This window comes from Novosphingobium sp. (genome assembly GCF_027531025.1).
Classification (GTDB): Bacteria; Pseudomonadota; Alphaproteobacteria; order Sphingomonadales; family Sphingomonadaceae; genus Novosphingobium.
Genome location: NZ_JAPZQX010000009.1, coordinates 78,360 through 99,606, shown reverse-complemented (window position 1 = coordinate 99,606; position 21,247 = coordinate 78,360). Strand labels below are relative to the sequence as shown.

The window sequence follows — 21,247 nt, the reverse complement described above, 5'->3', positions numbered from 1 at the left end:
ATCAGGCCGCCATCACGAAGGGTTCAAGGCCAGCCAGCCGCGTCACCGCGTCCAGCTGCGGGATGACGCGCGGGGGCAGGCTCTTGGCTGCCCGGGCAATCGCGGCGATGTGCGCCGGGGTGGAGCCGCAGCAGCCGCCCAGCACGTTGACCTGACCGGCCGCGGCCCATTCCTTGACCAGCGCGGCGGTCTCTTCCGGCAGCTCGTCGTACTGGCCCAGCTCGTTGGGCAGGCCGGCGTTGGGATAGACCATGATCGCGGCGTCGGCGATTGCGCTCAGCGCGCGGACGTGCGGGCGCAGCTGGGTCGCGCCGAACGAGCAGTTGAGCCCGATGGTCAGCGGCCGGGCATGGCGCACGGCATACCAGAACGCCTCGACCGTATGGCCCGAGAGGTTGCGGCCCGACAGGTCGGTCAGCGTCATCGACAGCATGATCGGCACTTCGCGGCCCAAATCGCGCTCCACCTCGCGGACGGCCATGATCCCGGCCTTGGCATTGAGCGTGTCGAACACCGTCTCGATCAGGATGAAATCGGCGCCGCCCTCGACCAGGGCGGCAGCCTGTTCGCGATAGACATCGACCAGCTCGTCCCAGCCGATCTCGCGGAAGCCTGGATCATTCACATCGGGCGAGAGCGACAGGGTCTTGTTGGTCGGCCCGATGGCGCCGGCAACGAAGCGCGGGCGACCATCGGTGGCGAACTCGTCGGCCACGCGGCGGGCGAGGCGGGCGCTCTCGACGTTGATTTCGCGCACGAGATGCTCGGCGCCATAATCGGCCTGGCTGATCCGGTTGGCGGAGAAGGTGTTGGTTTCGGCAATATCGGCCCCGGCCTCGAAATAGGCGCGGTGGATTGCCTCGGGCACGTCTGGCCGGGTGATCGCCAGGATATCGTTATTGCCCTTCTGGTCCTTGGAGAGGCCCAGCGAACCGGCATAGTCGGCCTCGGTCAGCTTGCGCTGCTGGATTTCGGTTCCGAAGGCCCCGTCGATGATCAGGATGCGCTTGGCCGCCTCGGCCAGGAACTGTTCGCGCGGGGTCATGTGGTTGTCTCCGGACGCAGGCCGAGCAGGTGGCAGATCGCATAGGACAGCTCGGCGCGGTTGAGGGTGTAGAAGTGGAAATTGCGCACGCCGCCCGCATAGAGCCGGCGGCAGAATTCGGCGGCGACAGTGGCGGCGACCAGTTGCCGGGCGGCGGGCTTTTCATCCAGCCCTTCGAACAGGTGGCCGAGCCAGTCCGGCACGGCAGTGCCGGTCATCCCGCTCATCCGCTGTATCGCGGCGAAATTGGTCACCGGCATGATCCCCGGCACGATCTCGGCATCGATCCCGGCCGCGAGGCAGGCATCCTGAAAGCGGAAGAAGGTATCGGGTTCGAAGAAGAACTGGGTGATCGCGCGGCTGGCCCCGGCATCGAGCTTACGCTTCAGGTTGTCGAGATCGGCCGCCGGACTGGCGGCATCGGGATGCGTTTCGGGATAGGCGCTGACCGACAGTTCGAAGGGGTGCTGCTGTCTGAGGCCTGCGACCAGCTCCACCGCATTGGCATAGCCCTGGGTGTGCGGCTCGAACCGGGCCGCGCCGCCCGGCGGATCCCCGCGCAGGGCAACGATGTGGCGCACCCCGGCCTGCCAATAGGCATCGGCGATCTCGGCGATCTCGTCCCTGGTGGCATCGACGCAGGTCAGGTGCGCTGCGGCGGGAATACCGGTTTCGCGCACGATCCGGGCGACGGTGTTGTGCGTGCGCTCGCGGGTGGTGCCGCCCGCGCCATAAGTGACCGACACGAACCGCGGCGTCAGCGGGGCGAGGGTCACGATCGACTCCCACAGCGTCTCTTCCATCTTCTCCGTCTTGGGCGGGAAGAATTCGAACGAGACGCCGATGTCCCCGGGCAGCCCGGCAAACAGCGGCGAGGCGTGGGCGCGGCGGGCTTCGCTGTCCAGGTTCATCGGGTAGTGGCCTTTGTTGGTGTAGTGGCGGGCGTGACGATCCGCCGGGCGGTCCAGATCTTCACGGTCAAAGGTTGGCCAGGCAGCGCAATCGGCGCGGCGGGCACGAATCCGGCATCGCTGAGCAGGCCGAGCATCTGTTCATCGGTAAAGCCAAGGCGCGCATGGGCGTGGGCCGTGCGCAGCTCTTCGCGGTCGTGCGCGGCAAAATCGACGACCGCCAGCGTGCCGCCGGGCCGGGTTACCCGGGCGGCTTCGGCCAGCACGATCTCGGGGGCCTGGGCATAGTGCAGCACCTGGTGGAACAGCACCGTGTCAAAGCTGGCCTCGGCAAAGGGCAGGGCGGCGAAATCGCCCTGGACCAGGTCAAACGAATCGGCCGGGCGGTGCTGCAGGCGGGCGCGGGCAATGCGAAGCATTTCCGGGCTATTGTCGAGCCCGGTCACATGTTCGGCATTGGGCGCGAACAGTTCGGCCATCCGCCCGGTGCCGGTGCCGACGTCAAGCAGGTGACCCAGCGGAGCCGGGCCCAATGCGCCGGCCAGCGCCGCTTCAACCGGGCCATCGGGGCAATGCAGGCTGCGCAGCGTGTCCCATTCGGCAGCATGGCGGGCGAAATAGCTGGCCGCACTGGCCTCGCGCGAAGCGCGGATCGCGGCGAGGTGGCGGCGATCCTCCTGGCAGCGCGCGGCAAAGGCGGCATCGCCTTCCTCGGCCACGGTCAGCAGGCGAGCGGCGGCGGCCCCCAGCGGCGGGGCGCGATCCTCACCAATCGCACTGCGCAGGAATACCCACGACCCTTCCTTGCGCCGCTCGGCCAGGCCCGCATCGCACAGAATCCGCACGTGGCGCGAAACGCGCGGCTGGCTTTGGCCGAGCACCTGTGCCAATTCCCCCACGGCCAGTTCCATATGCGCCAGCAGGCGCATGATCCGTAGCCGCGTGGGGTCAGCCAGCGCGCGAAGGGTGGGGTCGATCCGCATTGCAGGGATCATATAAAGAAATCTTTATATCTGTTCAACCACGCATTCGCACCCGGTTGGCAGCTTGGCCTGGCTGGGTTAGAACCCGCTCAGAACCGTTATGGCCCACTGCGGGTCACCAGCTGAGAGTTATGCCCATGAAGAAGATTGCCTGTGTCGCCCTTGTCTCCGCCAGCCTGGCGCTTGCCGCCTGCGGCAGCTCGGACAGCGCCAACGAGGCCGCTTCGCCCGACAACGTCGAAATGCCGGCCGAGGAAGCGGTCAGCGATCTCGATCCGGCCGCGACGCCCGCCACCGATGCCGAGGCGACGGCCACCACTGCTCCGGATGCCGCGGCCAGCGATGCCGCTGCACCTGCTGCCGCGCCTGCTGCGGCCCCGGCTGCTGGTGGCAGCGCCCCTGCCACCCCTGCCGCCAAGCAGTAACCGGGCCAGATGCGACCGGTCCTGGCCTGGGGTCTGGCCGCGCTGGCGCTGGGCGCCTGCGGCAAGGCCGACAATGCTCCGGGCCCGGGCGGCGTCAGCGTGGGGGAGGCGCGCGCGCTCGATGAAGCGGCGCAGATGCTCGATGCCGAGCGGTTGCCGCCTGCAGCGACACCCGTACCGCCGCCGCCAGCTGCGAAGAATTAGTCGAGCGAAACCCGACCGCGCCCGGCCTTTACCTCGCCGCGCCGCTTCTTCGTGGCTAGCCGCGCGGTCTTGCCGACGCGGTTGAGGCGGCTTTTCGCGCGCTTTTCGGGCAGCTTGAAAGCTTCCTCGATCAGCTCGGCCATCCGGTCGCGCGCGTCCTGGCGGTTGGCCTCCTGGGTGCGGAACCGCTGGGCGGTGAGCAGCAGTTCGCCCTTGGCGGTCATCCGGCTGCCGGCCAGCTGGCGCAGGCGCTTGAACACCTCCTCGGGCAGGCGCAGCGCATAAACGTTGAGCCGCAGCTGCACGGCAGTCGCTACCTTGTTGACGTTCTGGCCGCCCGGACCGGACGCGGCCATGAAGCTCTCGGTGACGAGGCTTAGCGCGCGGACGATCGTGTCATGCGCCGAGATCGTCATCGCGGAAACCCAGCGTCTGGAAATAGTCCGGCATCGGCGCCACGGCATGGACCGGCGGCTTGCCTTCGCGCTGCACGGTGAGCGAGCGGGCGTGGAGGATCGTCCAGGGCGCCTCGACCTTGCCCGCACCGTAAACCGGGTCGCCGAACAACGGATGACCCAGGCCGGCCAGGGCATGGACGCGGATCTGGTGGGTGCGGCCCGTTTCCGGGCGAAACTCGACCAGCGTCAGCCCGTTGCGCTCGGCCAGCTTGCGCCAATGGGTGATTGCGGGCTTGCCCTTCTTCGCGGGGATCATCCGCCAGCCCTTTTCGGCGCTGCTGATCTTGGTGAGCGCCAGCTCGATCGTGCCCACCTCGCCCGCGACCGGGCCGGCGACCATGCCGAGGTAGACCTTGTCCACCTGCCGCGCTTCGAAGGCGGCGTTGAAGCGCTTCAAAGCCTTGGGATTACGAGCGAAAAGCAGGCAGCCCGAGGTATCGGTATCGATCCGATGGACCGGAACGGGCGAGCGGGCAAAGCCCAGGCGCAGTTCGCTGGCCCGGTCTTCCAGGCTGGGGCCACCGGCGCGGGGGCGCTCGATCGGGAGGCCTGCGGGCTTGTCGATCACCAGCGCCTCGCCGTCTTCGAACAGGATCGGAATGTCGGTCATGCCAGGGCCTTTGCGATGCGATTGAGGGCTTCGGCGAGGCGCGCCTCGTCGGTGGCGAAGCTGATCCGGAAGCCGAAGTCGCCGCCAAAGGCCGAGGCCGCGACCACTGCTACACCGTGCTCAAGCAGGTACATGCATAGCACTTCATCGTCACCAAAGCGTGCCTTCAGGGCACCTGCGTCCACCATGCAATAGAAGGCACCGTCCGGAACGGGCGTGTAGAGCCCCGGCACGGCATTGATCGCGGCCACGCAGCGGTCGCGCCGAGAACGGAAGCGTTCGCGCCAGTCGGCGAGGAAGCCTTGCGGCCCTTCGAAGGCGGCCACGGCGGCAGCCTGGCTGAGCGAGGCGGGGTTGCCCGAGGAATGCGATTGCAGCCGCCCCATCGCCTCGACCAGCCAGGCCGGCCCGGTGGCCACCCCGATCCTGAGGCCGGTCATGGCATGGCTCTTCGAAACGCCAGAGACGGTCAGTACCCGCTCGGCCAGCTCAGGGCAGACCGCCGCCAGGGTGGCATGGTTGCCGGGGCCATAGCGCAGCGGGGCATAGATATCGTCGCTCAGCACCAGCACCTGGGGATGGCGGGCGAGCACTTCGCCCAGCGCCGCCAGCTCCTCCGCCGGATAGACCGCGCCGGTCGGGTTGCCGGGACTATTGAGCAGCAGCCAGCGGGTGGCCGGCGTGATCGCCGCTTCCAGCAGGTCGGCGGTGATCCGAAAGCCGCCGGCCGCGGTGGTCGGCATAGGCACCACGGTCGCCCCGGCAAAGCGGACGATCTCGGGATAGCTGACCCACCACGGCGCCGGGATCAGCACTTCGTGGCCGGGATCGAGCGTGGCGAGCAGGGCATGGAAGATCGCCTGCTTGCCCCCGGCGCTGACGATCACGCGTTCGGCGGGCACGTCCAGCCCCAGGTCGCGCTTGAAATGGAGCGCGGCGGCGGCGCGCAGCCGGGCCGTGCCGGAAACCGGTGTGTACTTCGTATCGCCCGCGTCGAGCGCCGCGCGCACGGCATCGGCCACGTGCGGGGGCATGGCGAAATCGGGTTCGCCGACCGATAGCGAGATGATGTCGCGCCCCTCGGCGCGCAGCTGGGCGGCCCGGTCGGTCATGGCCGTGGTGCGCGATGCGGCGATGCGGGAAAGTGCGGCGGAAATCACGCCAGCAGCCGCGCCGGCACCAGCCCGCGCACCGCGTTGCCGATCAGGAAGCCTTCGCTAAGATCCTCCAGCCGCAGTTCGGCTTCCACCGCGCGGCCGCTGTCGAGCAGCGAGCGGCGCAGCACGCCGGGCAGCAGGCCCAGCCGCGCGGGCGGGGTCAGCAGCCGTCCATCGCGCTCGACAAACAGGTTGGTAATGCAGCCTTCGGTCAGCAGGCCGTCGTCGCGCAGGAACAGCGCTTCGTTCGCTCCGGCTTCGTGCGCGGCGGCGAGGCCGGCCTCGTAGAAATCGCGGTCAGTGGTCTTGTGCCGCAGCCGCCAGTCGCCACTATCGACCGGCAGGCGCATTACCGCGCAGACCGCCGGTGCCGGGAAGGGCGCGGGCAGGGGGGCGATTTCCAGCGCATAAGCTCCGCTGCGTGCGGTCATCAGCCGGACCTTGGCGGGGCCTTCCGCCTCGAAACACAGCGCCTGGATCGCGTTGCGCACCGCATGGCGATCGAAGGCGAAGCCCAGTTCGGCGGCGCTGGCCTTGATCCGTTCAAGGTGCAGCTCGAGCAGGGGAATGCCCTCCTCGGGCGAGAAGGCCATGGTCTCGATCAGGTCGAACTGGGCGGCAGAGCCTGGACCGGTCGAACTGCGCACGAAACCTCCCTTCAACAGGCACTCGCGCCATTCGCCCAGTGCCTCGGAATCCGCGACGATCGCTGATCCCACTCCCAGCACGGCCCGCCCCTGGCCATTTTCGCCCGGGGTCAGCCGCAAGGTGCGGATTGCCACATTGAAGGCCGCATCGGAAGAGCCATCGCTGCCGGCCGCGTCGATCCGGCCGATCGCTCCGCAATAGGGGCCGCGCGGGTCGCGCTCCACTTCGCTGATCAGTTCCATCGCCCGGATCTTGGGCGCACCGGTGATCGAGCCGCAGGGAAACAACGCGCGGATCATGTCGACCGCGCTCTTGCCGGGCTGCAGGCGGGCGCGCACCGTCGTCACCATCTGGTGGACCGTGGGATAGCTTTCGACTGCAAAGGGCCACTCCACGCGCACCGATCCCGCTTCGGCCACGCGGCTGAGGTCATTGCGTAGCAGGTCGACGATCATCAGGTTCTCGGCCCGGTCCTTGACCGATCCGGCCAGTTCGGCGGCGAGTGCGGCGTCCGCCTCGGCATCGCGGCCACGCGGCCTGGTGCCCTTCATCGGCTTGACCATCGCCGCGCCGCCGCGCTCGGCAAAGAACAGCTCGGGCGAAAAGCTCAGCAGCCAGTGCGAGCCATCGAACACCACCCCGCCATAGCCCGCCCCCGCCGCTGGGCGCAGCGCAGCGTAAAGCGCCAGCGGATCGCCGCGCCAGGATCCGGTCAGCGGAAAGGTCAGGTTGGCCTGATAGATGTCGCCTGCGGAAATGGCTTCCTGCAAGGCGGCAAAGGCGGCCTCGTATTCGCCCAGGCTGATCGCGGGGACCAATGGCCCGATGGCAGCCGAACCTTTTCCGCCCGCTTCGGCCAGCCAGCCGGGAACGGCCTCGGCAGCAAGCTCGGTATATCCGGCAAAGGCCCCGAACCACAGCAGCGGCCCGTCGCTGCCACAGCGTGTGGCGGCCAGCGGGGCGAGCCGTTCCTCCAGGCAGAGGCCCAATTCATAGGCCATGTACCCGGCCAGGTGATGGCCGCTGCGGCGCAGCGCCTCGATCCGGGCCAGCGCCGGTTCGACTTCGTCCGGGCGGCGGGCGATCACCAGTTCCACCGGGTCGCGATAGAGCCGCGCCGGGCTGGCCCCAACTGGTCTGGCATCGTCAAGCAGGATAAACGGCGCGGTCATGCGGCGGCGCTTCTAGCGGCGCGCGCGGCGAAGCGCAAAAAGTCCCTCGCGCAAGGGCTTGCCCGGCTCTATCACCCTGACAGGAATCGGTTTTCGGGTGGGAGCGGACATGAGCAGCATTTTCCTGGGCGCGACGGAGCAGGGCCAGCGGCAGGAGCTGCTGCTCGGCCGGGCCAACCGCCATGGCCTGATCGCCGGGGCGACGGGCACGGGCAAGACGGTAACGCTCCAGACCATTGCCGAACAGTTCTCGGCCGCCGGGGTGCCGGTCTTCATGGCCGACGTGAAGGGTGACCTTGCCGGGATCGCCATGGCCGGCAGCCCCGACTTCAAGCATGCCGACAAGCTGGAGGCGCGCGCCGCCGAAATCGGCATTGCCGACTATGCCTATCGCGACAACCCGGCGGTGTTCTGGGATCTTTACGGCGAGCAGGGCCACCCGATCCGCACCACCATTTCGGAAATGGGGCCGCTGCTGCTCAGCCGCCTGATGGGGCTGAACGAGACCCAGGAAGGCGTGCTGCAGATCGCCTTCAAGTGGGCGGATGACAACGGCCTGCTGCTGCTCGACATCGGTGACCTGCAGCAGGTGCTGATCGCCTGCGCTGAGAACGCCAGCGACCTTGCCACCACCTATGGCAACATTTCCAAGGCCTCGGTCGGCACGATCCAGCGGCAATTGCTCGCCTTCGAAAGCCAGGGTGCGGACCGGTTCTTTGGCGAACCGGCGTTCGAGATCAACGACTTCATCCGCATCGACGAAAGCGGCAAGGGCATCGTCAACGTGCTCGCCGCCGACCGGCTGATGCAGAGCCCCAAGCTCTATGCCACGTTCCTCTTGTGGCTGCTGTCCGAACTGTTCGAGGCGCTGCCCGAAGTGGGCGATCCGGAAAAACCCAAGCTGGTGTTCTTCTTCGACGAGGCCCACCTGCTGTTCGACGATGCCCCCAAGGCGCTGTTCGACAAGGTGGAACAGGTCGTCCGGCTGATCCGCTCCAAGGGCGTGGGCGTGTTCTTCGTGACGCAGAACCCGATCGACATTCCCGAAAAGATCGCCGGGCAGCTGGGCAACCGGGTGCAGCACGCGCTGCGCGCCTTTACCCCGCGCGACCAGAAGGCGATCAAGGCGGCGGCGGAAACCTTCCGGATCAACCCCGACCTCGATGTTGAGACCGCGATTACCGAACTGAAGGTCGGCGAGGCGCTGGTTTCGACCCTCGACGAGGATGGCGCGCCGACGATTGTCCAGCGCACGCTGATCGCGCCGCCGCGCTCGCGCCTGGGCCCGGTCAGCCCCAAGGAGCGGGCGATCATCCAGTCGATCAGCCCCTTCGACGGCAAGTATGACCAGGCGGTCGACCGCCACAGCGCCGAGGACGTGCTGGCCCAGAAGGCGGCCGATGCGGTCGAGGCGGCGCAGGTGGTCGAGCAGCAGGGCGAGGAAGCCCAGCGCGCCCAGCCGCGCAAGACCACCTCGATGTGGGAAAAGGCCGGCAAGGCCGCCTTCGGCGCGGCGGCATCGTCGGCCGGCACGATGATTGCGCGACAGATGACCGGGCGCAAGTCCGGCGGATCGCCCGTCGCCTCGGCCGCCAGCGCGGCGGCCGGAGCGATCGGCACGGCGCTGGGCGGACAGATGCTGGGCCGCTTCGCCCGCGGCCTGCTGGGTGGCTTGCTGCGTTGATTCCAATCAAGGCGCAGAGGCGCAGCCGGGGTTAGCCAATCCGCACAAGCAAGTGTGGAGGGTGGTGCCATGGGCTGGAAGTCGGGTTCGCGATCGTTGCTGCGGTTGATCGGGGCGTGCCTCGCTCTGGTGGCAATCTGCGCCCAGCCGGCCCGTGCCAAGGACAGCGACTGGGATTACGAGTGGATCTGGTACACGCCACGGCCATCGACTGACGTCAATGAGGCGGCCAAGGTGCTGACCAACCTCCAGCCGTTCTTTTCGAACTATGGCGGGATGAAGATCGACCGGATGGTGATCACCCGCGCTGGCCTCGCCATCCACGCCTCGCAGACCACGGTCCAGCAGCAGAGCCAGTATGTGCCATCCTATGGCGGATCGTGGGTGGGGAACACCTATGTCCCCTATTATGGCGGTTCGACCGTGACGCAGCAGGTGCCGGTTACCTCCGAGGCACAGTCCTTCGTCTCCTATCCCGACCTCTTCCGGATCGAAATTCTGCGCTTCCCGAAGCTGCGGTTTGGCTGGGGCGTCCATTTCCTTCACCGAGATACGTCGAAGAACGTTACCCTGCGCACCAGCGACGAAGGCCTGGCCCGGCAATTCGCAGATGCCGCTTTTACCCTGGCTTCAAGCGCCAATACGAAGCTGATTGCGGACCTCGATTTCCTGGGGCTGGCCGGTAACTGGGACGATGCCAAGGCAGCGAAGAAGGCGCGCTGGGCAGGAGTGAAGGGGTTTTACCTGACCGGCCTGGCAACCAGTGGTCCGGCCGCGAAGGCGGGTCTTCAGGTTGGCGATATCCTGTTCGAAAGCAATGGCAAACCGTTGTCGAGCGAGAGCCGGCTCTACAGTTACTCTGACGAAAACGTGCTGAACGATCTCGAACTGGTCTTCGACCTCAAGGTGTTTCGCAACAAGCAGGAAATGCCGGTGCGGCTGGTCACGGCGAACGCTCGGCTGCGCCACTGGTTGACGCTCAAGCCACCGCGCCTTGGCGTCAACCAGCGTGACCCGAGCGCGGAGGAACTGGCCAGGCAGGGCTTTGCCACCACCAAGGGCTCGATCGTCCGCGCGGTCTTTCCCAATACCCTGGCCCAGCGGATGGATTTCCGGGTCGGCGACTGGGTGCTCGAACTCAATGGCCAGGCGATCGCAAACAGCAAGGCCCTGTTCGACTTTGTCGCCGCCAACCCGGTGACCATCGCCAAGGTGCTGCGCGATGGCGCCGAGGTCGAACTGAAGGCCCCGGCGAGTGCCACCCCGGCCGCGCCGCAGCCGAAGCTTGGCCTCAACCTGCGCGAGGTGCCCGATGGCGCGGGCAGCGGCTCCCGGCTCGAGGTGGTGTCGATCGAGCCCGGTTCGATTGCGAGCCGGATGGACTTCCGCGCTGGCGATCTCGTGGTGGAAGTGAACGGCAAGCCGGTCGCTCGCACCAGCGATCTGGTTGCGGCGGTGGCGGCGGGACCGGTCACGGCAGCCAAGGTCGAGCGCGCGGGCAAGATTGTCGCCCTGGCCGAGATTGTCAGCTTCTAGGCTGCACCGGTACCCTATCGTCCTCTTGCCCCGACGCCGGTCGAGCGGAAAGTTCGCTTGATCGATCGACGGGCGCGGGGTGTTCCCCAGTTTTGACGAGCCCGGCTTCAAGACGCCCTTCACTGTCACCCTGCGCACGCCAAGGTGAAATAGCAGCCTGGCCGCGCGGCCCGGCGCTCAGCCGCGCGGCAGTGTCAGGGTCACGGTCAGCCCGACCGGACGCCCATCAGGTCCGGGCCGGTTGGCCAGGACCAGCGTCCCGCCGTGCTGTTCGGCAATGGCCCGCGCCAGGGTCAGGCCCAACCCGGCCCCGCCGGTGGCGCGGTTGCGCGAGGCTTCGCCGCGGGCAAAGGGTTCGAGGATCCGGGCCAGGTCGGCTTCCGGGATGCCCGGGCCATCGTCCTCGACCGCGATTTCCACCTGGTGGCGCCATTCGATCAGCGTGACGCGGGCCACCCCGCCATAGCGCAGCGCATTGCCCACCAGGTTGCGCAGCGCGCGGCGCACCCAGGTGGGCCGCAGCGGCATGGTGATCCGGCCGGAATCGGCCAGGGTCACCGGCTCGCCCATGTCCTCGTATTCCTCCACCACCTGGGCAACCAGCGCGGTCAGGTCGGTCACTTCGAGCGGGTCGCTGGGGCGGCCGACGCGGGCCAGCGAGAGGATGTCATCGAGGCTGCGGGCGATATCCTCGATCGTCGCGGCCATCCGGGCGCGCTCCGCCTCGTCGCTGACGCTTTCGATCCGCACGCGCAAGGCGGCCAGCGGGGTCTTGAGATCGTGTCCGATCGCGCCGAGCATCACGTCCTTTTCATCGAGAAGCGCGCCGAGCCGGGCTTCCAGCCCATTATGCGCGGCGATCAGGCGGCGCACGTCTTCCGGGCCGGCCGGATCGAGCGGCGGGGCGGGCTGACGGGTCCGCCCGAACAGCTCGACGCGTGCAGTCAGGGTCGAAAGCGGCTTGGTCAGGCGTTGCAGGATCAGCGCGATCGCGCCGACCAGCAGGGCATAGATCAGCGCGGTCTGGAAGATCAGGCCGACCAGCGGCCCGGTTGGCGGGGGCTGGATGAAGGTGCGCGCCACCACCCACCGGCCCTCCGGCCCACGCCGGGCGGCGGCCACGATCACTTCGGTCGGGGTCAGGCCATTGGCCTGCAGTTCGAGCCGTCGGGCCAGCCGACGGATCGCGATCGGATCGCTGGCAACCGCGCGGCGCACGACCACGATATCGGATATTGTGATCTCTTGGTAGGCCAGCAGCGTGCGGAGGGCGTCTTCGGCTTCCGGCTGGCGCCTGTCACGGGGAAGCAGTCGGGGGGGGCCATCATCGGGCGAATCGGGAAAGGCCATGGCCATGGCGTTGGCCCGCACCCGGCGCGGCCCGCGCACAAAAGCCCGATCCTCGACATCGAGCAGCGCGCCGTAAAGCCGCAGCGCGACCGTGTTGGTCAGCGCGGCATCACGTCGCTCGGTCTGGGCGCGCAGCAGCAGGAAGGCATTGATCGACTGGCCCAGCAGCAGCGCCACAGCCACGGCGAGCAGCAGCTGGCCTTGCAGGCTGCGCGGCCAGAGCTGCCCCCGCAAGGCCATCGCTCAGCCCGGCTCCCGCACCCGCCGGACGTCGGCGGCAAGCATGTAGCCACCACCCCAGACGGTCTGGATCAGGGTGGGATTGCGGCTGTCGACCTCGATCTTGCGGCGCAGGCGGCTGATCTGGTTGTCGACTGCGCGGTCGAACAGGTGGGCTTCGCGCCCCTGGACCATGTCGAGCAACCGGTCTCGGTCAAGCACTTGGCGGGGGTGTTCAAGCAGTACCAGCAGCAGGCGGAACTCGGTTGAAGAGATGCTGACCAGTGCGCCGTCCGGGGCAATCAGCCGCCGCTTGAGCGGATCGAGCCGCCAGCCGTCGAACTCGAACAGTTCATCCTCGGTTGCCGGAGCCGGACCCTTGGCGGCACGGCGCAGGACCGAGCGGATCCGGGCGACCAGTTCGCGCGGCTCGAACGGCTTGACCACATAATCGTCAGCACCGATTTCCAGCCCGACGATGCGGTCGGTCGGCTCGCCACGGGCAGTCAGCAGGATGGTGGGCACCACCAGCGTCTCGGTGATGTGCCGACACAGCGACAGGCCGTCTTCGCCCGGCATCATGATGTCCAGCAGCACCAGGTCGGGCCGAGCCTCGCGCAGGCGGGTGCGGGCCTCGGCCGCGCTGGTGGCCTGGGTCACGACAAACCCCTGGCGCGAGAGGTACTCGGCCAGGGGTTCGCGCAGTGCCGCTTCGTCATCGACCAGCAGCAGATTGATCGGCGGGGGTTGCTCCATTGCGAGCATCAGTGCCCTTCGTGGCCGGCCTTGTCAGCCCCGCCGCGTGCACCGTGCATCCCGCGCATGTGCTCGCGCATCTTGGCTCGCCCGGCGCGGCGTTCCTCGGCCGTTACGGTGCCGTCCTGGTTGGCGTCCATCATGCCGAAATGGCGCGACTGGGCGGTCAGGAACTCGTCGCGAGTGACCGCGCCGTCCTTGTTGGCATCGGCCATGCGCGCCATCATGTCGGGGCCGCCGGGGCCGCCGGGGCCGCCCGGACCACCGGGTCCACGGCGGTCGCGCATCATCCGGCCCTTGCGCGGACCTTCGCCGGGCGTACCCTTCATCGCTTCGGGGCGGGTGCGGGCCGCGGCGAACTCATCGCGCGAAAGGCTGCCATCCGTGTTGGTGTCGAGCCGGGCGAAGCGTTCGCCCTCGCGCGCGGCGCGGTCGGCCTGGTCCAGTCGGCCGTCCTTGTTGGCGTCCATCCGGGCAAACATTTCGGCCGCGTGGGCCTCGGCATCGGCCTTGGTCATCGCGGCCCGGGGGCCGGGGTTGGCGCCGGGGGCGGGCTGGGCCATGGCGGCCGTGGCGCTGGCGGCCATGGCCAGCGTGGCGAGGGCAAAGGTGCGGGCGATCCTGGTCATGCGGTCAAACTCCATCCATGGGCGGACGCCGCAACCGGTGGGCAGAGGGAACGGGCCAACCGGTGCTGCGGCGTCTCATGGGCCTTCTAGCCCCTGACTGTCACAGCATTATGCCCGATTGGCCGAGTTTTGTAGCCATTTGTCGCGCCCGCGCCGGTTCGTTCACCCGCGCGCAAGGCCCGGCCCGTTCAGCCCATCACGAAGGCGTTGAGCTTGTTCCCGTCGGGATCGCGGAAGTACCCCGCATAGAACCCTTCGCCGCGCGGTCCCGGCGCGCCTTCATCGGTGCCGCCATTGGCGAGCGCAATGGCATAGAGCCGGTCGACCTGGTCCTTGTCCTTCGCCTCGAAGGCCACCATCACCCCGTTGCCGACCGTGGCGGGCTGGCCATCGTAGGGCTTGGTCACCGCGATCCCGGCCGGGCCATTGGCGGTGCCCCAGGCAATGAAGCTGTCAAATTCCATCATCCGCGGGGTGTCGAGTTCAGCCGCAATGGCATCATAGAACTTCGCGGCGCGGGCGAGGTCGTTGGTTCCGACAGTGACATAACCGATCATCTTCTTGCTCTCCGTTCGATTCGATGACGGAACAATAAAGGAACAAATCTATCCTACAAGGGCGCGCAGGCATCCTTCAGCCAGGCCAGGTCCGCGCCCGTCAGCTGCGGGGCCAGGATCGCCTCGACCCGGGCGTGATAGGCGTTCCACCAGTCTACTTCGTCGCGGGTCAGCATGGTCTGGTCCACCAGCGTGCGGTCGATCGGCACGAAAGTCAGCGTCTCGAAGCCGAGGTATTCGCCCTCGGCCCCGGCGATTTCGCGCAGCTCCACCAGCACCAGGTTCTCGGTCCGGATGCCAAAGTGGCCGGCCTTGTAATAGCCCGGCTCGTTCGACAGGATCATCCCCGGCAGCAGCTCCTGCCCCGTACCGGCCTGCCCGCCCTGACCCTTGGCGATCCGCTGCGGCCCTTCGTGGACCGACAGGAAGCTGCCGACGCCGTGGCCGGTGCCGTGGGCATAGTCCACGCCCGCCGCCCACAGGTATTGCCGCGCCAGGGTATCGAGCTGCGCGCCGACCGTGCCGCGCGGGAAGACCGCGCGATCGAGCGCAATGTGCCCCTTCAGCACGCGGGTGAAGCGGTCCTTGTGCTCGGCCGTCGGTTCGCCCCGTCCATCTGCGGTGCCGATCCAGACCGTGCGGGTAATGTCGGTCGTGCCATCGGCATATTGCCCGCCCGAATCGACCAGGAAGACCGAGCCGGGGGCAATTTCGATGTTGGAGGCTGCGTCCACCCGGTAATGCGGCAGGGCGGCGTGCGGCCCGGCGGCGGAAATCGTGTCGAACGACAGGTCGCGCAGCAGGCCGCTTTCGGCGCGGAAGGCCTGCAGCCGGGCCGCGACCGACAGTTCGGTCTGCCCGCCCTTGGGTGCTTCGACCGACAGCCAGTGCAGGAACCGCGCCACGGCCGCGCCATCGCGGGCCTGGGCATCGCGTTGGCCGCGCTGTTCCACCGCGTTCTTCTGCGCCTTGGGCAGGATGGTGGGATCGGTCAGCTCGACGGCAATCGCCCCGGCCTCGCCCAGCGCGGCAAAGACCGCCTGGACCGAGCGTTCGGGGTCGACCGCCACCTTGCGGCCCTTCATTCGCGCCAGGCCATCGGCAAAGGCGCCATAGGGCCGGATCGAAACGGCATTGCCCAGGTGCGCGCGCAGTTCCGGCGTGACCTTGGCTTCTTCCATGAACAGTTCGGCCGTGCCATCGGCATGGGCCAGCACGAAAGACAGCGCCACCGGCGTGCGATCGACATCCTGCCCCCGGATGTTGAGCAGCCAGGCCACGCTGTCGAGCGCGGAGATCACCGCCGCATCAAGCCCGCGCTTGGTCAGCCATTCGGCCACCTGGCTGCGCTTGGCCTCGCTCGACTGACCGGCCAGGTCGGTCGGGTGGACCAGCGCCGGGGCCAGGCTGGGGGCGGGGCGATCGGCCCAGACGGCATCGACCGGATTGCCGCTGACCGGCACCAGCGCCGCGCCCTTGGCCGCCAGCGCGGCATTGCAGGCATCGACCCAGGGCTTGCCATGCAGCCAGGGATCGAAGCCGATCTTCGCGCCCGCCGGGGCATGATCCGCCAGCCAGGCCGGCAGCGGTTCGGCCGGGACCGAGCGATATTCGAACAGCGCGCCATCGACCTGTTCGCGCACCTGCACGGTATAGCGCCCGTCGACAAAGATCGCCGCCCGATCGGCCAGGACCGCGGCGGTTCCGGCCGATCCGCCGAACCCGGTCAGCCAGGCCAGCCGCTGGGCATAGCCGCCGACATATTCGCTCATGTGCTCGTCCGAGATCGGGATCACGAAGCCATCGAGCCCGCGCGCGGCCAGTTCGGCGCGCAGCGCGGCAAGGCGGTCGGCATGGGGGCGGTCGGCATGGGATTGCACGGCGGGGCGGGCGGGGGCGAGCGTTTCGGTCATCGCTGCTTTATAGGATCGCCGTGCCGCTTTGGCGAGGGTGGGTAAGGCAGCGCGTTCCGATCAGGGCGGCGTGAGCTGCAGGTTGACCCAGCCGGTCAGGTTGCCGGGCTGGCCGAAGGCATCGCTGGCCGGGGTGAACCGGGCCTCGCTGCGGAACAGCCGGCAGGCGGCGGTATCGGCCAGGTCGCTGCCGGAGCTTTCAAACACCCGGCACCCGGTGGGCCGACCGTCCGGCCCCAGCGCACCGGCCAGCCGCACCAGCTTCACCCCCGCCGCCTGCGGGCGCCACAGCGCGTTGAGGCGGTCGCGCTCGACCGGTTCGACCCGCAGCCACTTGATGGCATCCGCATTGGCGGTGATCGCCCGGAAACCCTTGCCCTGCGGGCTGAGCAGCAGCGGCCAGCGCCGCACCGGAACGCGCACAGGATCCGCCCACGCGGGTTTGAGCTTCTTGCGCGCAAAGTCGCAGGCCTTGGCATCGATACCGGCATCACCGGAGGACAGGACCATCCGGCATGCGGGATCACCGCTTTTGCGGTCCGCCACCACCAGTCCGATCGCCGGCCCCGCCAGCGCCGCGCCGCCTGGCTGTTCGACGGGCAGCTTGAAGGCCGGTTCGCTGGCGACCCACCGGAGCCAGTCTCCGGAGGGCGGCCATGACGTGAGCAGGGGGTTGTTAGTGCGGGGCGGCGGCGGGGCGGGGCCCAGGCCACCATAGTTGACAATCAAGGGGCCGGTCCGCCCCGACCAGTTTCTTGCGAACTGGAAGTTGGCGGTGACGATGAACAGGTCGGGCATGGCACGGCCATCTTCGCGCAGGGCGGGCGTGAACTGCGCCCGCTTGATCAGCAGCGGACACAAGTCCGCCGCCCAGGCGGGCGACTTCTGCCAGGAAGCCGGTGCCGAACTGCAAGCCGTCGCGCGCCCGTCCGCGCCGACTGACAGCTGCAGCGTTGCGCTGCCGGTTTCCTCAGTCTTCAGCCAGGCGGCGATCGGGGCGTCGGCTTCGCGCAGCCATTCGGAAGGGTCGCCCTGGGCGGCAGCGCGACGGATCATGTCCGGCGGCGGGGCGGGCCAGCGGGTCTCCTCGGCGGCGTAGTTCTGGATTCCGATCTGGCGGAACGGTCCCCGCTCAGGTTTGGCCGCGTCCGGGGCGACCTGGCCGATCGCGGTACCGGCTGACGCCACCATCACCACCACAGCCCCGGCAATCATTCCCCGCATCGAAATTCTTCCCACCTTTGCCTGCACTTGTGATGCCCGGCTTTCATTGCCGCGACAATTGCCTAGTTAGGCGGGATGAACGAATCCCCGATCCGGCCGCCGGTCGCCGCCAAGAAGCCCCATCACGTCACGCATCACAACATCGTCGTGACCGACGATTACGCCTGGCTGCGCGATCCCGGCTATCCCGAGGTGAAGGACGCGGAGGTCCTGGCGCACCTGAAAGCGGAGAACGCCTGGTTCGAACATCGCATGGCCGCCCAGCAGGGCCGGATCGACGCGCTGTTCAAGGAAATGCGCGCGCGGATCAAGGAAGCCGACAAGTCGGTGCCGCAAAAGGACGGCGATTACCTCTACTGGATCGAGTTCGAGGAAGGGGCCGAATACAAGAAGTGGTGGCGCCGGCCTGTCGCGGGCGGCCCGGATGAACTGATCCTCGATGAGGTCGCCCTGGCCGAGGGCCTCGAATACTTCCGCCTCGGCGCGATTGCCGTGTCGAACGATGGCAAGCTGCTGGCCTGGTCGGTCGATGACAATGGCTCGGAACGGTTCACCGCCCGGATCAAGGTGATCGCCACTGGCGAAGTGCTGCCCGATGTGATCCCCGGTACGCTCTCCAGCCTGATCTGGGTCGCGAATGACACGGGGCTGGTCTACTCCCTCGCCAACGAGCAGTGGCGGACCGACAATGCGCGCCTCCACTGGCTGGGCCAGCCGATCGAGCAGGATGTCGAGCTCTATCACGAGGATGACGAGGGCTTCCGCGTCGGTTGCTCGCTTTCCGCCAACGAGCAGTGGCTGATCATCGGCACGTCCGACCATGAAACCAGCGAGGTCCGGCTGGTCCCGGCGGCCGATCCGCTGGCCACGCCGCTGCTGGTCAAGCCGCGCCAGGCCGGGGTCGAATACGATGTCGACCTGCGCGGCGAGACGCTGTTCATCCACGCCAATGACACCCACGAGAACTTCCGCCTCGCCACCGCGCAGCTCAGCGCCCCGGGGGACTGGACCACGCTGATCGAAGGGACGGATGAGTTCTACCTGACCGGTTTCGAGCTGTTCCGCGATTTCTACGTCACCGAAGGCCGGGTGCGCGGGCTCGACCGGATCGAGGTGCGCTATTACGACGATCCGGCGCGGGTCGAACCGATCGCGTTCCCCGAAGCGAGCTTCTCGGCGGGGCTGGGCGACAATCCCGAATGGGCGGTCACCACGCTGCGGCTGTCCTATGAGAGCATGGTCAGCCCGGCCTCGGTGCTGGACTATGATGTCGCAGCCCGCACGCTCACCACGCTGAAGGTCCAGGAAATCCCCTCGGGCTATGATGCCTCGCTTTATGCCACCGAACGGCTCGAAATTGCCGCGCGCGATGGCACCAAGATCCCGGTCAGCATTGTCTATCGCAAGGATCGGAAGCCCGGCGGCCCGCTGCACCTCTATGGCTATGGCGCCTATGGCATTTCGATCGATCCGGGCTTCTCAACCACACGGCTGTCATTGGTCGATCGCGGCTTTGCCTATGCCATCGCCCATATCCGCGGCGGCGATGACCTGGGCCGGGCCTGGTACAAGGCGGGCAAGCTGGAACGGCGGACCAACACCTTCCATGACTTTGTCGACGTGGCCAAGGGCCTGATCGACCGGGGCTATACGCAAGCCGGACGGATCAGCATTTCCGGTGGCTCGGCCGGGGGCGAGCTGATGGGGGCGGTGATCAATTCCGATCCCCAGCTGTGGGGCGCGGTGGTGGCCCACGTGCCCTTCGTCGATGTGCTGGCGACCATGCTCGATCCCTCCCTGCCGCTGACCCCCGGCGAATGGCCCGAATGGGGCAACCCGATCGAGGACCCGGCCGCGTTTGAACTGATCCGGTCCTATTCCCCCTATGACCAGGTCAAGCCCCAGGCCTATCCGCCGCTGCTGGTAACGGCGGGCCTCAACGATCCGCGCGTGACCTATTGGGAACCGGCCAAGTGGGTCGCCAGGCTGCGCGAGCTCAAGACCGACGACAACGAGCTGTTGCTCAAGACCAACATGGGCGCAGGGCATGGCGGCAAGTCGGGCCGGTTCGAGAGCCTGAAAGAAACGGCCGAGGAGTTCGCCTTCATCCTGTGGCAGCTTGGGGTAGCCGAATGAGCAACCGCTTCACCCTGACCTTCATGGCCGAGCCGCAGCACATCGATGAACTGGGCCACGTCAACAACGCGGTCTGGGTCGACTGGATTCAGCAGATCGCCACGGCGCACTGGTCGGCCGTCGCCGCGCCAGAGCACCAGGCGGCCTTTATCTGGGTCGTGACCCGGCACGAGATCGACTATCGCGGCAATATTGGCCTGGGTGAGGCGGTGACGGCGGAAACCTTCATTCCCGCCCCGCCCACCGGGGCGCGGTTTGACCGGCGGGTCGATTTTCGCGGGGCCGACGGCAAGGTGATCGTCTCGGCCCGGACCACCTGGGCGATGATCGACAAGGCTACCGGGCGGCTGGCGCGCGTGCGCGACGAGGTAACGGCGCCGTTCCGGCCCTTTGCGGAAGAAGCCTAACTCAGCACTTCCGCCACCGGGGTGTAATCATACCCCAGCTCGCGCGCGACCGCCTCATAGGTCACCTGCCCGGCATGGACATTCAGCCCGTTCGCCAGGTGCGGATTGGCTTTCAGCGCCGCCTGCCAGCCCAGGTCCGCGATCCGCAGGGCGTGGGGCAGGGTCACGTTGTTGAGCGCATAGGTGCTGGTGCGCGCCACGGCGCCGGGCATGTTGGCGACGCAGTAATGGACAATGCCATCGACCACATAGGTCGGCTCGGCATGGGTGGTGGCATGGCTGGTTTCGAAACAACCGCCCTGGTCGATCGCGACATCGACCAGCACCGCGCCGGGCTTCATCGTGGCCAGCATCGCGCGGGTGACCAGCTTGGGCGCGGCCGCCCCCGGCACCAGCACGGCGCCGATCACCAGTTCGGCCTCCTGGACCATCTGCTGGACCACGGCGAGGTTCGAGAACCGGGTCTTGGCGCGACCCTCGAAATGGTTGTCGAGCCGTTCGAGCACTTCCGGATCGCGATCGAGGATGGTCACGTCGGCCCCCATGCCCACGGCCATCTGCGCGGCGTGGAAGCCCACGACGCCGCCGCCGATGACCAGCACCTTGCCCGGCAGCACGCCCGGCACGCCGCCCAGCAGGACACCGCGCCCGCCGTGCGCCTTCTGGAGCGCGGTTGCCCCGGCCTGGATCGACATGCGCCCGGCCACCTGGCTCATCGGCTTCAGCAGCGGCAGGGTGTTGCCTGGCCCGGTGACCGTTTCATAGGCGATCGCCGTGACGCCGGACTTGACCAGATCGGCGGTCTGCTCCGGATCGGGGGCAAGGTGGAGATAGGTGTAGAGGATCTGCCCCTTGCGCAGCATGGCCCGCTCGCCGGCCTGCGGCTCCTTGACCTTCACGATCATTTCGCACTCGGCAAAGATCGTCGCGGCATCGCCCTTGATCGTGGCGCCCGCCGCCGCATAGTCGGCATCGGTCGCGCCGATCCCCAGACCCGCACCAGATTCCACCCAGACTTCATGCCCGTGGCTGACCAGCTCGCGCACGCTCTCGGGTGTCAGGCCAACGCGGTACTCGTGGTTCTTGATTTCCTTGACGGTGCCGACGCGCATGTTCGCTCTCCCAAACTGCCACCGGCTGACATGATACCTCAGGCGATCGGGCAATTGCGCCCAAAGTGCTCGCCTTGATTGGGTCTTTGTGGCAAATATTCTCGACATATC

At 67.8% G+C, this 21,247-nt stretch carries 20 protein-coding genes; 6 read left to right on the top strand and 14 right to left on the bottom strand.

Translation table 11 applies throughout. The annotated features are described in order from the left end of the window. Window position 1 precedes the first annotated feature (1 nt). Genes O9281_RS13225 through O9281_RS13215 form a run of 3 tightly spaced genes read right to left on the bottom strand, consistent with a single transcriptional unit; the run spans window position 2 to window position 2,939 of the window. Complete coding sequence (locus O9281_RS13225) at window positions 2–1,045, bottom strand: homocysteine S-methyltransferase family protein (RefSeq protein ID WP_298186708.1); 1,044 nt, start codon at window positions 1,043–1,045, stop codon at window positions 2–4. After that, on the bottom strand, window positions 1,042–1,956 hold the full coding sequence (gene metF, locus O9281_RS13220; protein WP_298186706.1) for a methylenetetrahydrofolate reductase: 915 nt from the start codon (window positions 1,954–1,956) through the stop codon (window positions 1,042–1,044). Before metF ends, O9281_RS13225 begins: the two co-directional genes overlap by 4 nt. Next, entirely contained in the window at window positions 1,953–2,939 is a 987-nt protein-coding gene (locus O9281_RS13215; protein ID WP_298186960.1) for a metalloregulator ArsR/SmtB family transcription factor, read from the bottom strand. The genes metF and O9281_RS13215 overlap by 4 nt, the downstream gene beginning before the upstream one ends. 137 nt (window positions 2,940–3,076) lie before the next feature. Between O9281_RS13215 and O9281_RS13210 the strand changes: the two genes are divergently transcribed. Then, complete coding sequence (locus O9281_RS13210; RefSeq protein ID WP_298186704.1) at window positions 3,077–3,364, top strand: hypothetical protein; 288 nt, start codon at window positions 3,077–3,079, stop codon at window positions 3,362–3,364. Between the two features lie 9 nt (window positions 3,365–3,373). Next, window positions 3,374–3,568, top strand: coding sequence for a hypothetical protein (locus O9281_RS13205; RefSeq protein WP_298186702.1), 195 nt, complete (start codon window positions 3,374–3,376; stop codon window positions 3,566–3,568). Here the strand turns inward: O9281_RS13205 and arfB are convergent. Genes arfB through pabB form a run of 4 tightly spaced genes read right to left on the bottom strand, consistent with a single transcriptional unit; the run spans window position 3,565 to window position 7,613 of the window. Further along, a complete protein-coding gene (gene arfB / locus O9281_RS13200) occupies window positions 3,565–3,984 on the bottom strand; it encodes an alternative ribosome rescue aminoacyl-tRNA hydrolase ArfB (protein ID WP_298186699.1) in 420 nt (139 codons plus the stop codon). The genes O9281_RS13205 and arfB overlap by 4 nt on opposite strands. Further along, complete coding sequence (locus O9281_RS13195; RefSeq protein WP_298186696.1) at window positions 3,965–4,636, bottom strand: RluA family pseudouridine synthase; 672 nt, start codon at window positions 4,634–4,636, stop codon at window positions 3,965–3,967. The genes arfB and O9281_RS13195 overlap by 20 nt, the downstream gene beginning before the upstream one ends. Beyond that, window positions 4,633–5,748, bottom strand: coding sequence for a pyridoxal phosphate-dependent aminotransferase (locus tag O9281_RS13190; RefSeq protein WP_298186694.1), 1,116 nt, complete (start codon window positions 5,746–5,748; stop codon window positions 4,633–4,635). The genes O9281_RS13195 and O9281_RS13190 overlap by 4 nt, the downstream gene beginning before the upstream one ends. Window positions 5,749–5,792: 44 nt before the next feature. Beyond that, window positions 5,793–7,613, bottom strand: a complete 1,821-nt coding sequence (gene pabB, locus O9281_RS13185) for an aminodeoxychorismate synthase component I (RefSeq protein ID WP_298186690.1) — start codon at window positions 7,611–7,613, stop codon at window positions 5,793–5,795. Window positions 7,614–7,722: 109 nt separating this feature from the next. Between pabB and O9281_RS13180 the strand changes: the two genes are divergently transcribed. Both O9281_RS13180 and O9281_RS13175 read left to right on the top strand, forming a co-directional pair. Then, window positions 7,723–9,297, top strand: coding sequence for a helicase HerA-like domain-containing protein (locus O9281_RS13180; protein WP_298186688.1), 1,575 nt, complete (start codon window positions 7,723–7,725; stop codon window positions 9,295–9,297). 69 nt (window positions 9,298–9,366) lie between these two features. After that, window positions 9,367–10,833, top strand: a complete 1,467-nt coding sequence (locus O9281_RS13175) for a PDZ domain-containing protein (RefSeq protein ID WP_298186685.1) — start codon at window positions 9,367–9,369, stop codon at window positions 10,831–10,833. 177 nt (window positions 10,834–11,010) lie between these two features. On the opposite strand, the gene O9281_RS13170 is transcribed toward O9281_RS13175, so the two are convergent. The 6 genes from O9281_RS13170 to O9281_RS13145 form a co-directional block, all read right to left on the bottom strand. Next, complete coding sequence (locus O9281_RS13170) at window positions 11,011–12,423, bottom strand: ATP-binding protein (RefSeq protein WP_298186683.1); 1,413 nt, start codon at window positions 12,421–12,423, stop codon at window positions 11,011–11,013. 3 nt (window positions 12,424–12,426) lie between these two features. Further along, window positions 12,427–13,158: a response regulator transcription factor gene (locus tag O9281_RS13165; RefSeq protein ID WP_298186680.1), complete on the bottom strand. Its 732-nt coding sequence runs from the start codon at window positions 13,156–13,158 to the stop codon at window positions 12,427–12,429. A gap of 8 nt (window positions 13,159–13,166) precedes the next feature. Then, window positions 13,167–13,787: an EF-hand domain-containing protein gene (locus O9281_RS13160; protein ID WP_298186678.1), complete on the bottom strand. Its 621-nt coding sequence runs from the start codon at window positions 13,785–13,787 to the stop codon at window positions 13,167–13,169. 188 nt (window positions 13,788–13,975) lie between these two features. Beyond that, window positions 13,976–14,344 carry a VOC family protein gene (locus tag O9281_RS13155; protein ID WP_298186676.1) on the bottom strand — a complete coding sequence of 123 codons (369 nt, stop codon included), beginning with the start codon at window positions 14,342–14,344 and terminating at the stop codon, window positions 13,976–13,978. Window positions 14,345–14,397: 53 nt separating this feature from the next. Continuing rightward, window positions 14,398–16,257, bottom strand: a complete 1,860-nt coding sequence (locus O9281_RS13150) for an aminopeptidase P family protein (RefSeq protein ID WP_298186673.1) — start codon at window positions 16,255–16,257, stop codon at window positions 14,398–14,400. A gap of 60 nt (window positions 16,258–16,317) precedes the next feature. Continuing rightward, the gene (locus O9281_RS13145) at window positions 16,318–17,481 is read right to left on the bottom strand and encodes an energy transducer TonB (protein WP_298186671.1); all 1,164 of its coding nucleotides are present in this window, start codon (window positions 17,479–17,481) and stop codon (window positions 16,318–16,320) included. A 75-nt stretch (window positions 17,482–17,556) separates the two neighbouring features. On the opposite strand from O9281_RS13145, the gene O9281_RS13140 reads away from it, so the two are divergent. Together O9281_RS13140 and O9281_RS13135 are read left to right on the top strand one after the other, a co-directional pair. Further along, a complete protein-coding gene (locus O9281_RS13140; protein WP_298186669.1) occupies window positions 17,557–19,617 on the top strand; it encodes a S9 family peptidase in 2,061 nt (686 codons plus the stop codon). Then, window positions 19,614–20,024 (top strand): thioesterase family protein, encoded by a 411-nt coding sequence (locus tag O9281_RS13135; protein ID WP_298186666.1) that lies wholly within the window; start codon window positions 19,614–19,616, stop codon window positions 20,022–20,024. Before O9281_RS13140 ends, O9281_RS13135 begins: the two co-directional genes overlap by 4 nt. On the opposite strand, the gene ald is transcribed toward O9281_RS13135, so the two are convergent. Beyond that, window positions 20,021–21,136 carry an alanine dehydrogenase gene (gene ald, locus O9281_RS13130; RefSeq protein WP_298186663.1) on the bottom strand — a complete coding sequence of 372 codons (1,116 nt, stop codon included), beginning with the start codon at window positions 21,134–21,136 and terminating at the stop codon, window positions 20,021–20,023. The genes O9281_RS13135 and ald overlap by 4 nt on opposite strands. Between the last annotated feature and the right edge of the window lie 111 nt (window positions 21,137–21,247).

Coding starts and splice junctions, on each gene's coding strand:
- O9281_RS13225 (WP_298186708.1), bottom strand. CDS start 1,045: ATGACCCCGCGCGAACAGTTCCTGGCCGAGGCGGCCAAGCGCATCCTG.
- metF (WP_298186706.1), bottom strand. CDS start 1,956: ATGAACCTGGACAGCGAAGCCCGCCGCGCCCACGCCTCGCCGCTGTTT.
- O9281_RS13215 (WP_298186960.1), bottom strand. CDS start 2,939: ATGCGGATCGACCCCACCCTTCGCGCGCTGGCTGACCCCACGCGGCTA.
- O9281_RS13210 (WP_298186704.1), top strand. CDS start 3,077: ATGAAGAAGATTGCCTGTGTCGCCCTTGTCTCCGCCAGCCTGGCGCTT.
- O9281_RS13205 (WP_298186702.1), top strand. CDS start 3,374: ATGCGACCGGTCCTGGCCTGGGGTCTGGCCGCGCTGGCGCTGGGCGCC.
- arfB (WP_298186699.1), bottom strand. CDS start 3,984: ATGACGATCTCGGCGCATGACACGATCGTCCGCGCGCTAAGCCTCGTC.
- O9281_RS13195 (WP_298186696.1), bottom strand. CDS start 4,636: ATGACCGACATTCCGATCCTGTTCGAAGACGGCGAGGCGCTGGTGATC.
- O9281_RS13190 (WP_298186694.1), bottom strand. CDS start 5,748: ATGACCGACCGGGCCGCCCAGCTGCGCGCCGAGGGGCGCGACATCATC.
- pabB (WP_298186690.1), bottom strand. CDS start 7,613: ATGACCGCGCCGTTTATCCTGCTTGACGATGCCAGACCAGTTGGGGCC.
- O9281_RS13180 (WP_298186688.1), top strand. CDS start 7,723: ATGAGCAGCATTTTCCTGGGCGCGACGGAGCAGGGCCAGCGGCAGGAG.
- O9281_RS13175 (WP_298186685.1), top strand. CDS start 9,367: ATGGGCTGGAAGTCGGGTTCGCGATCGTTGCTGCGGTTGATCGGGGCG.
- O9281_RS13170 (WP_298186683.1), bottom strand. CDS start 12,423: ATGGCCTTGCGGGGGCAGCTCTGGCCGCGCAGCCTGCAAGGCCAGCTG.
- O9281_RS13165 (WP_298186680.1), bottom strand. CDS start 13,158: ATGGAGCAACCCCCGCCGATCAATCTGCTGCTGGTCGATGACGAAGCG.
- O9281_RS13160 (WP_298186678.1), bottom strand. CDS start 13,787: ATGACCAGGATCGCCCGCACCTTTGCCCTCGCCACGCTGGCCATGGCC.
- O9281_RS13155 (WP_298186676.1), bottom strand. CDS start 14,344: ATGATCGGTTATGTCACTGTCGGAACCAACGACCTCGCCCGCGCCGCG.
- O9281_RS13150 (WP_298186673.1), bottom strand. CDS start 16,257: ATGACCGAAACGCTCGCCCCCGCCCGCCCCGCCGTGCAATCCCATGCC.
- O9281_RS13145 (WP_298186671.1), bottom strand. CDS start 17,481: ATGCGGGGAATGATTGCCGGGGCTGTGGTGGTGATGGTGGCGTCAGCC.
- O9281_RS13140 (WP_298186669.1), top strand. CDS start 17,557: ATGAACGAATCCCCGATCCGGCCGCCGGTCGCCGCCAAGAAGCCCCAT.
- O9281_RS13135 (WP_298186666.1), top strand. CDS start 19,614: ATGAGCAACCGCTTCACCCTGACCTTCATGGCCGAGCCGCAGCACATC.
- ald (WP_298186663.1), bottom strand. CDS start 21,136: ATGCGCGTCGGCACCGTCAAGGAAATCAAGAACCACGAGTACCGCGTT.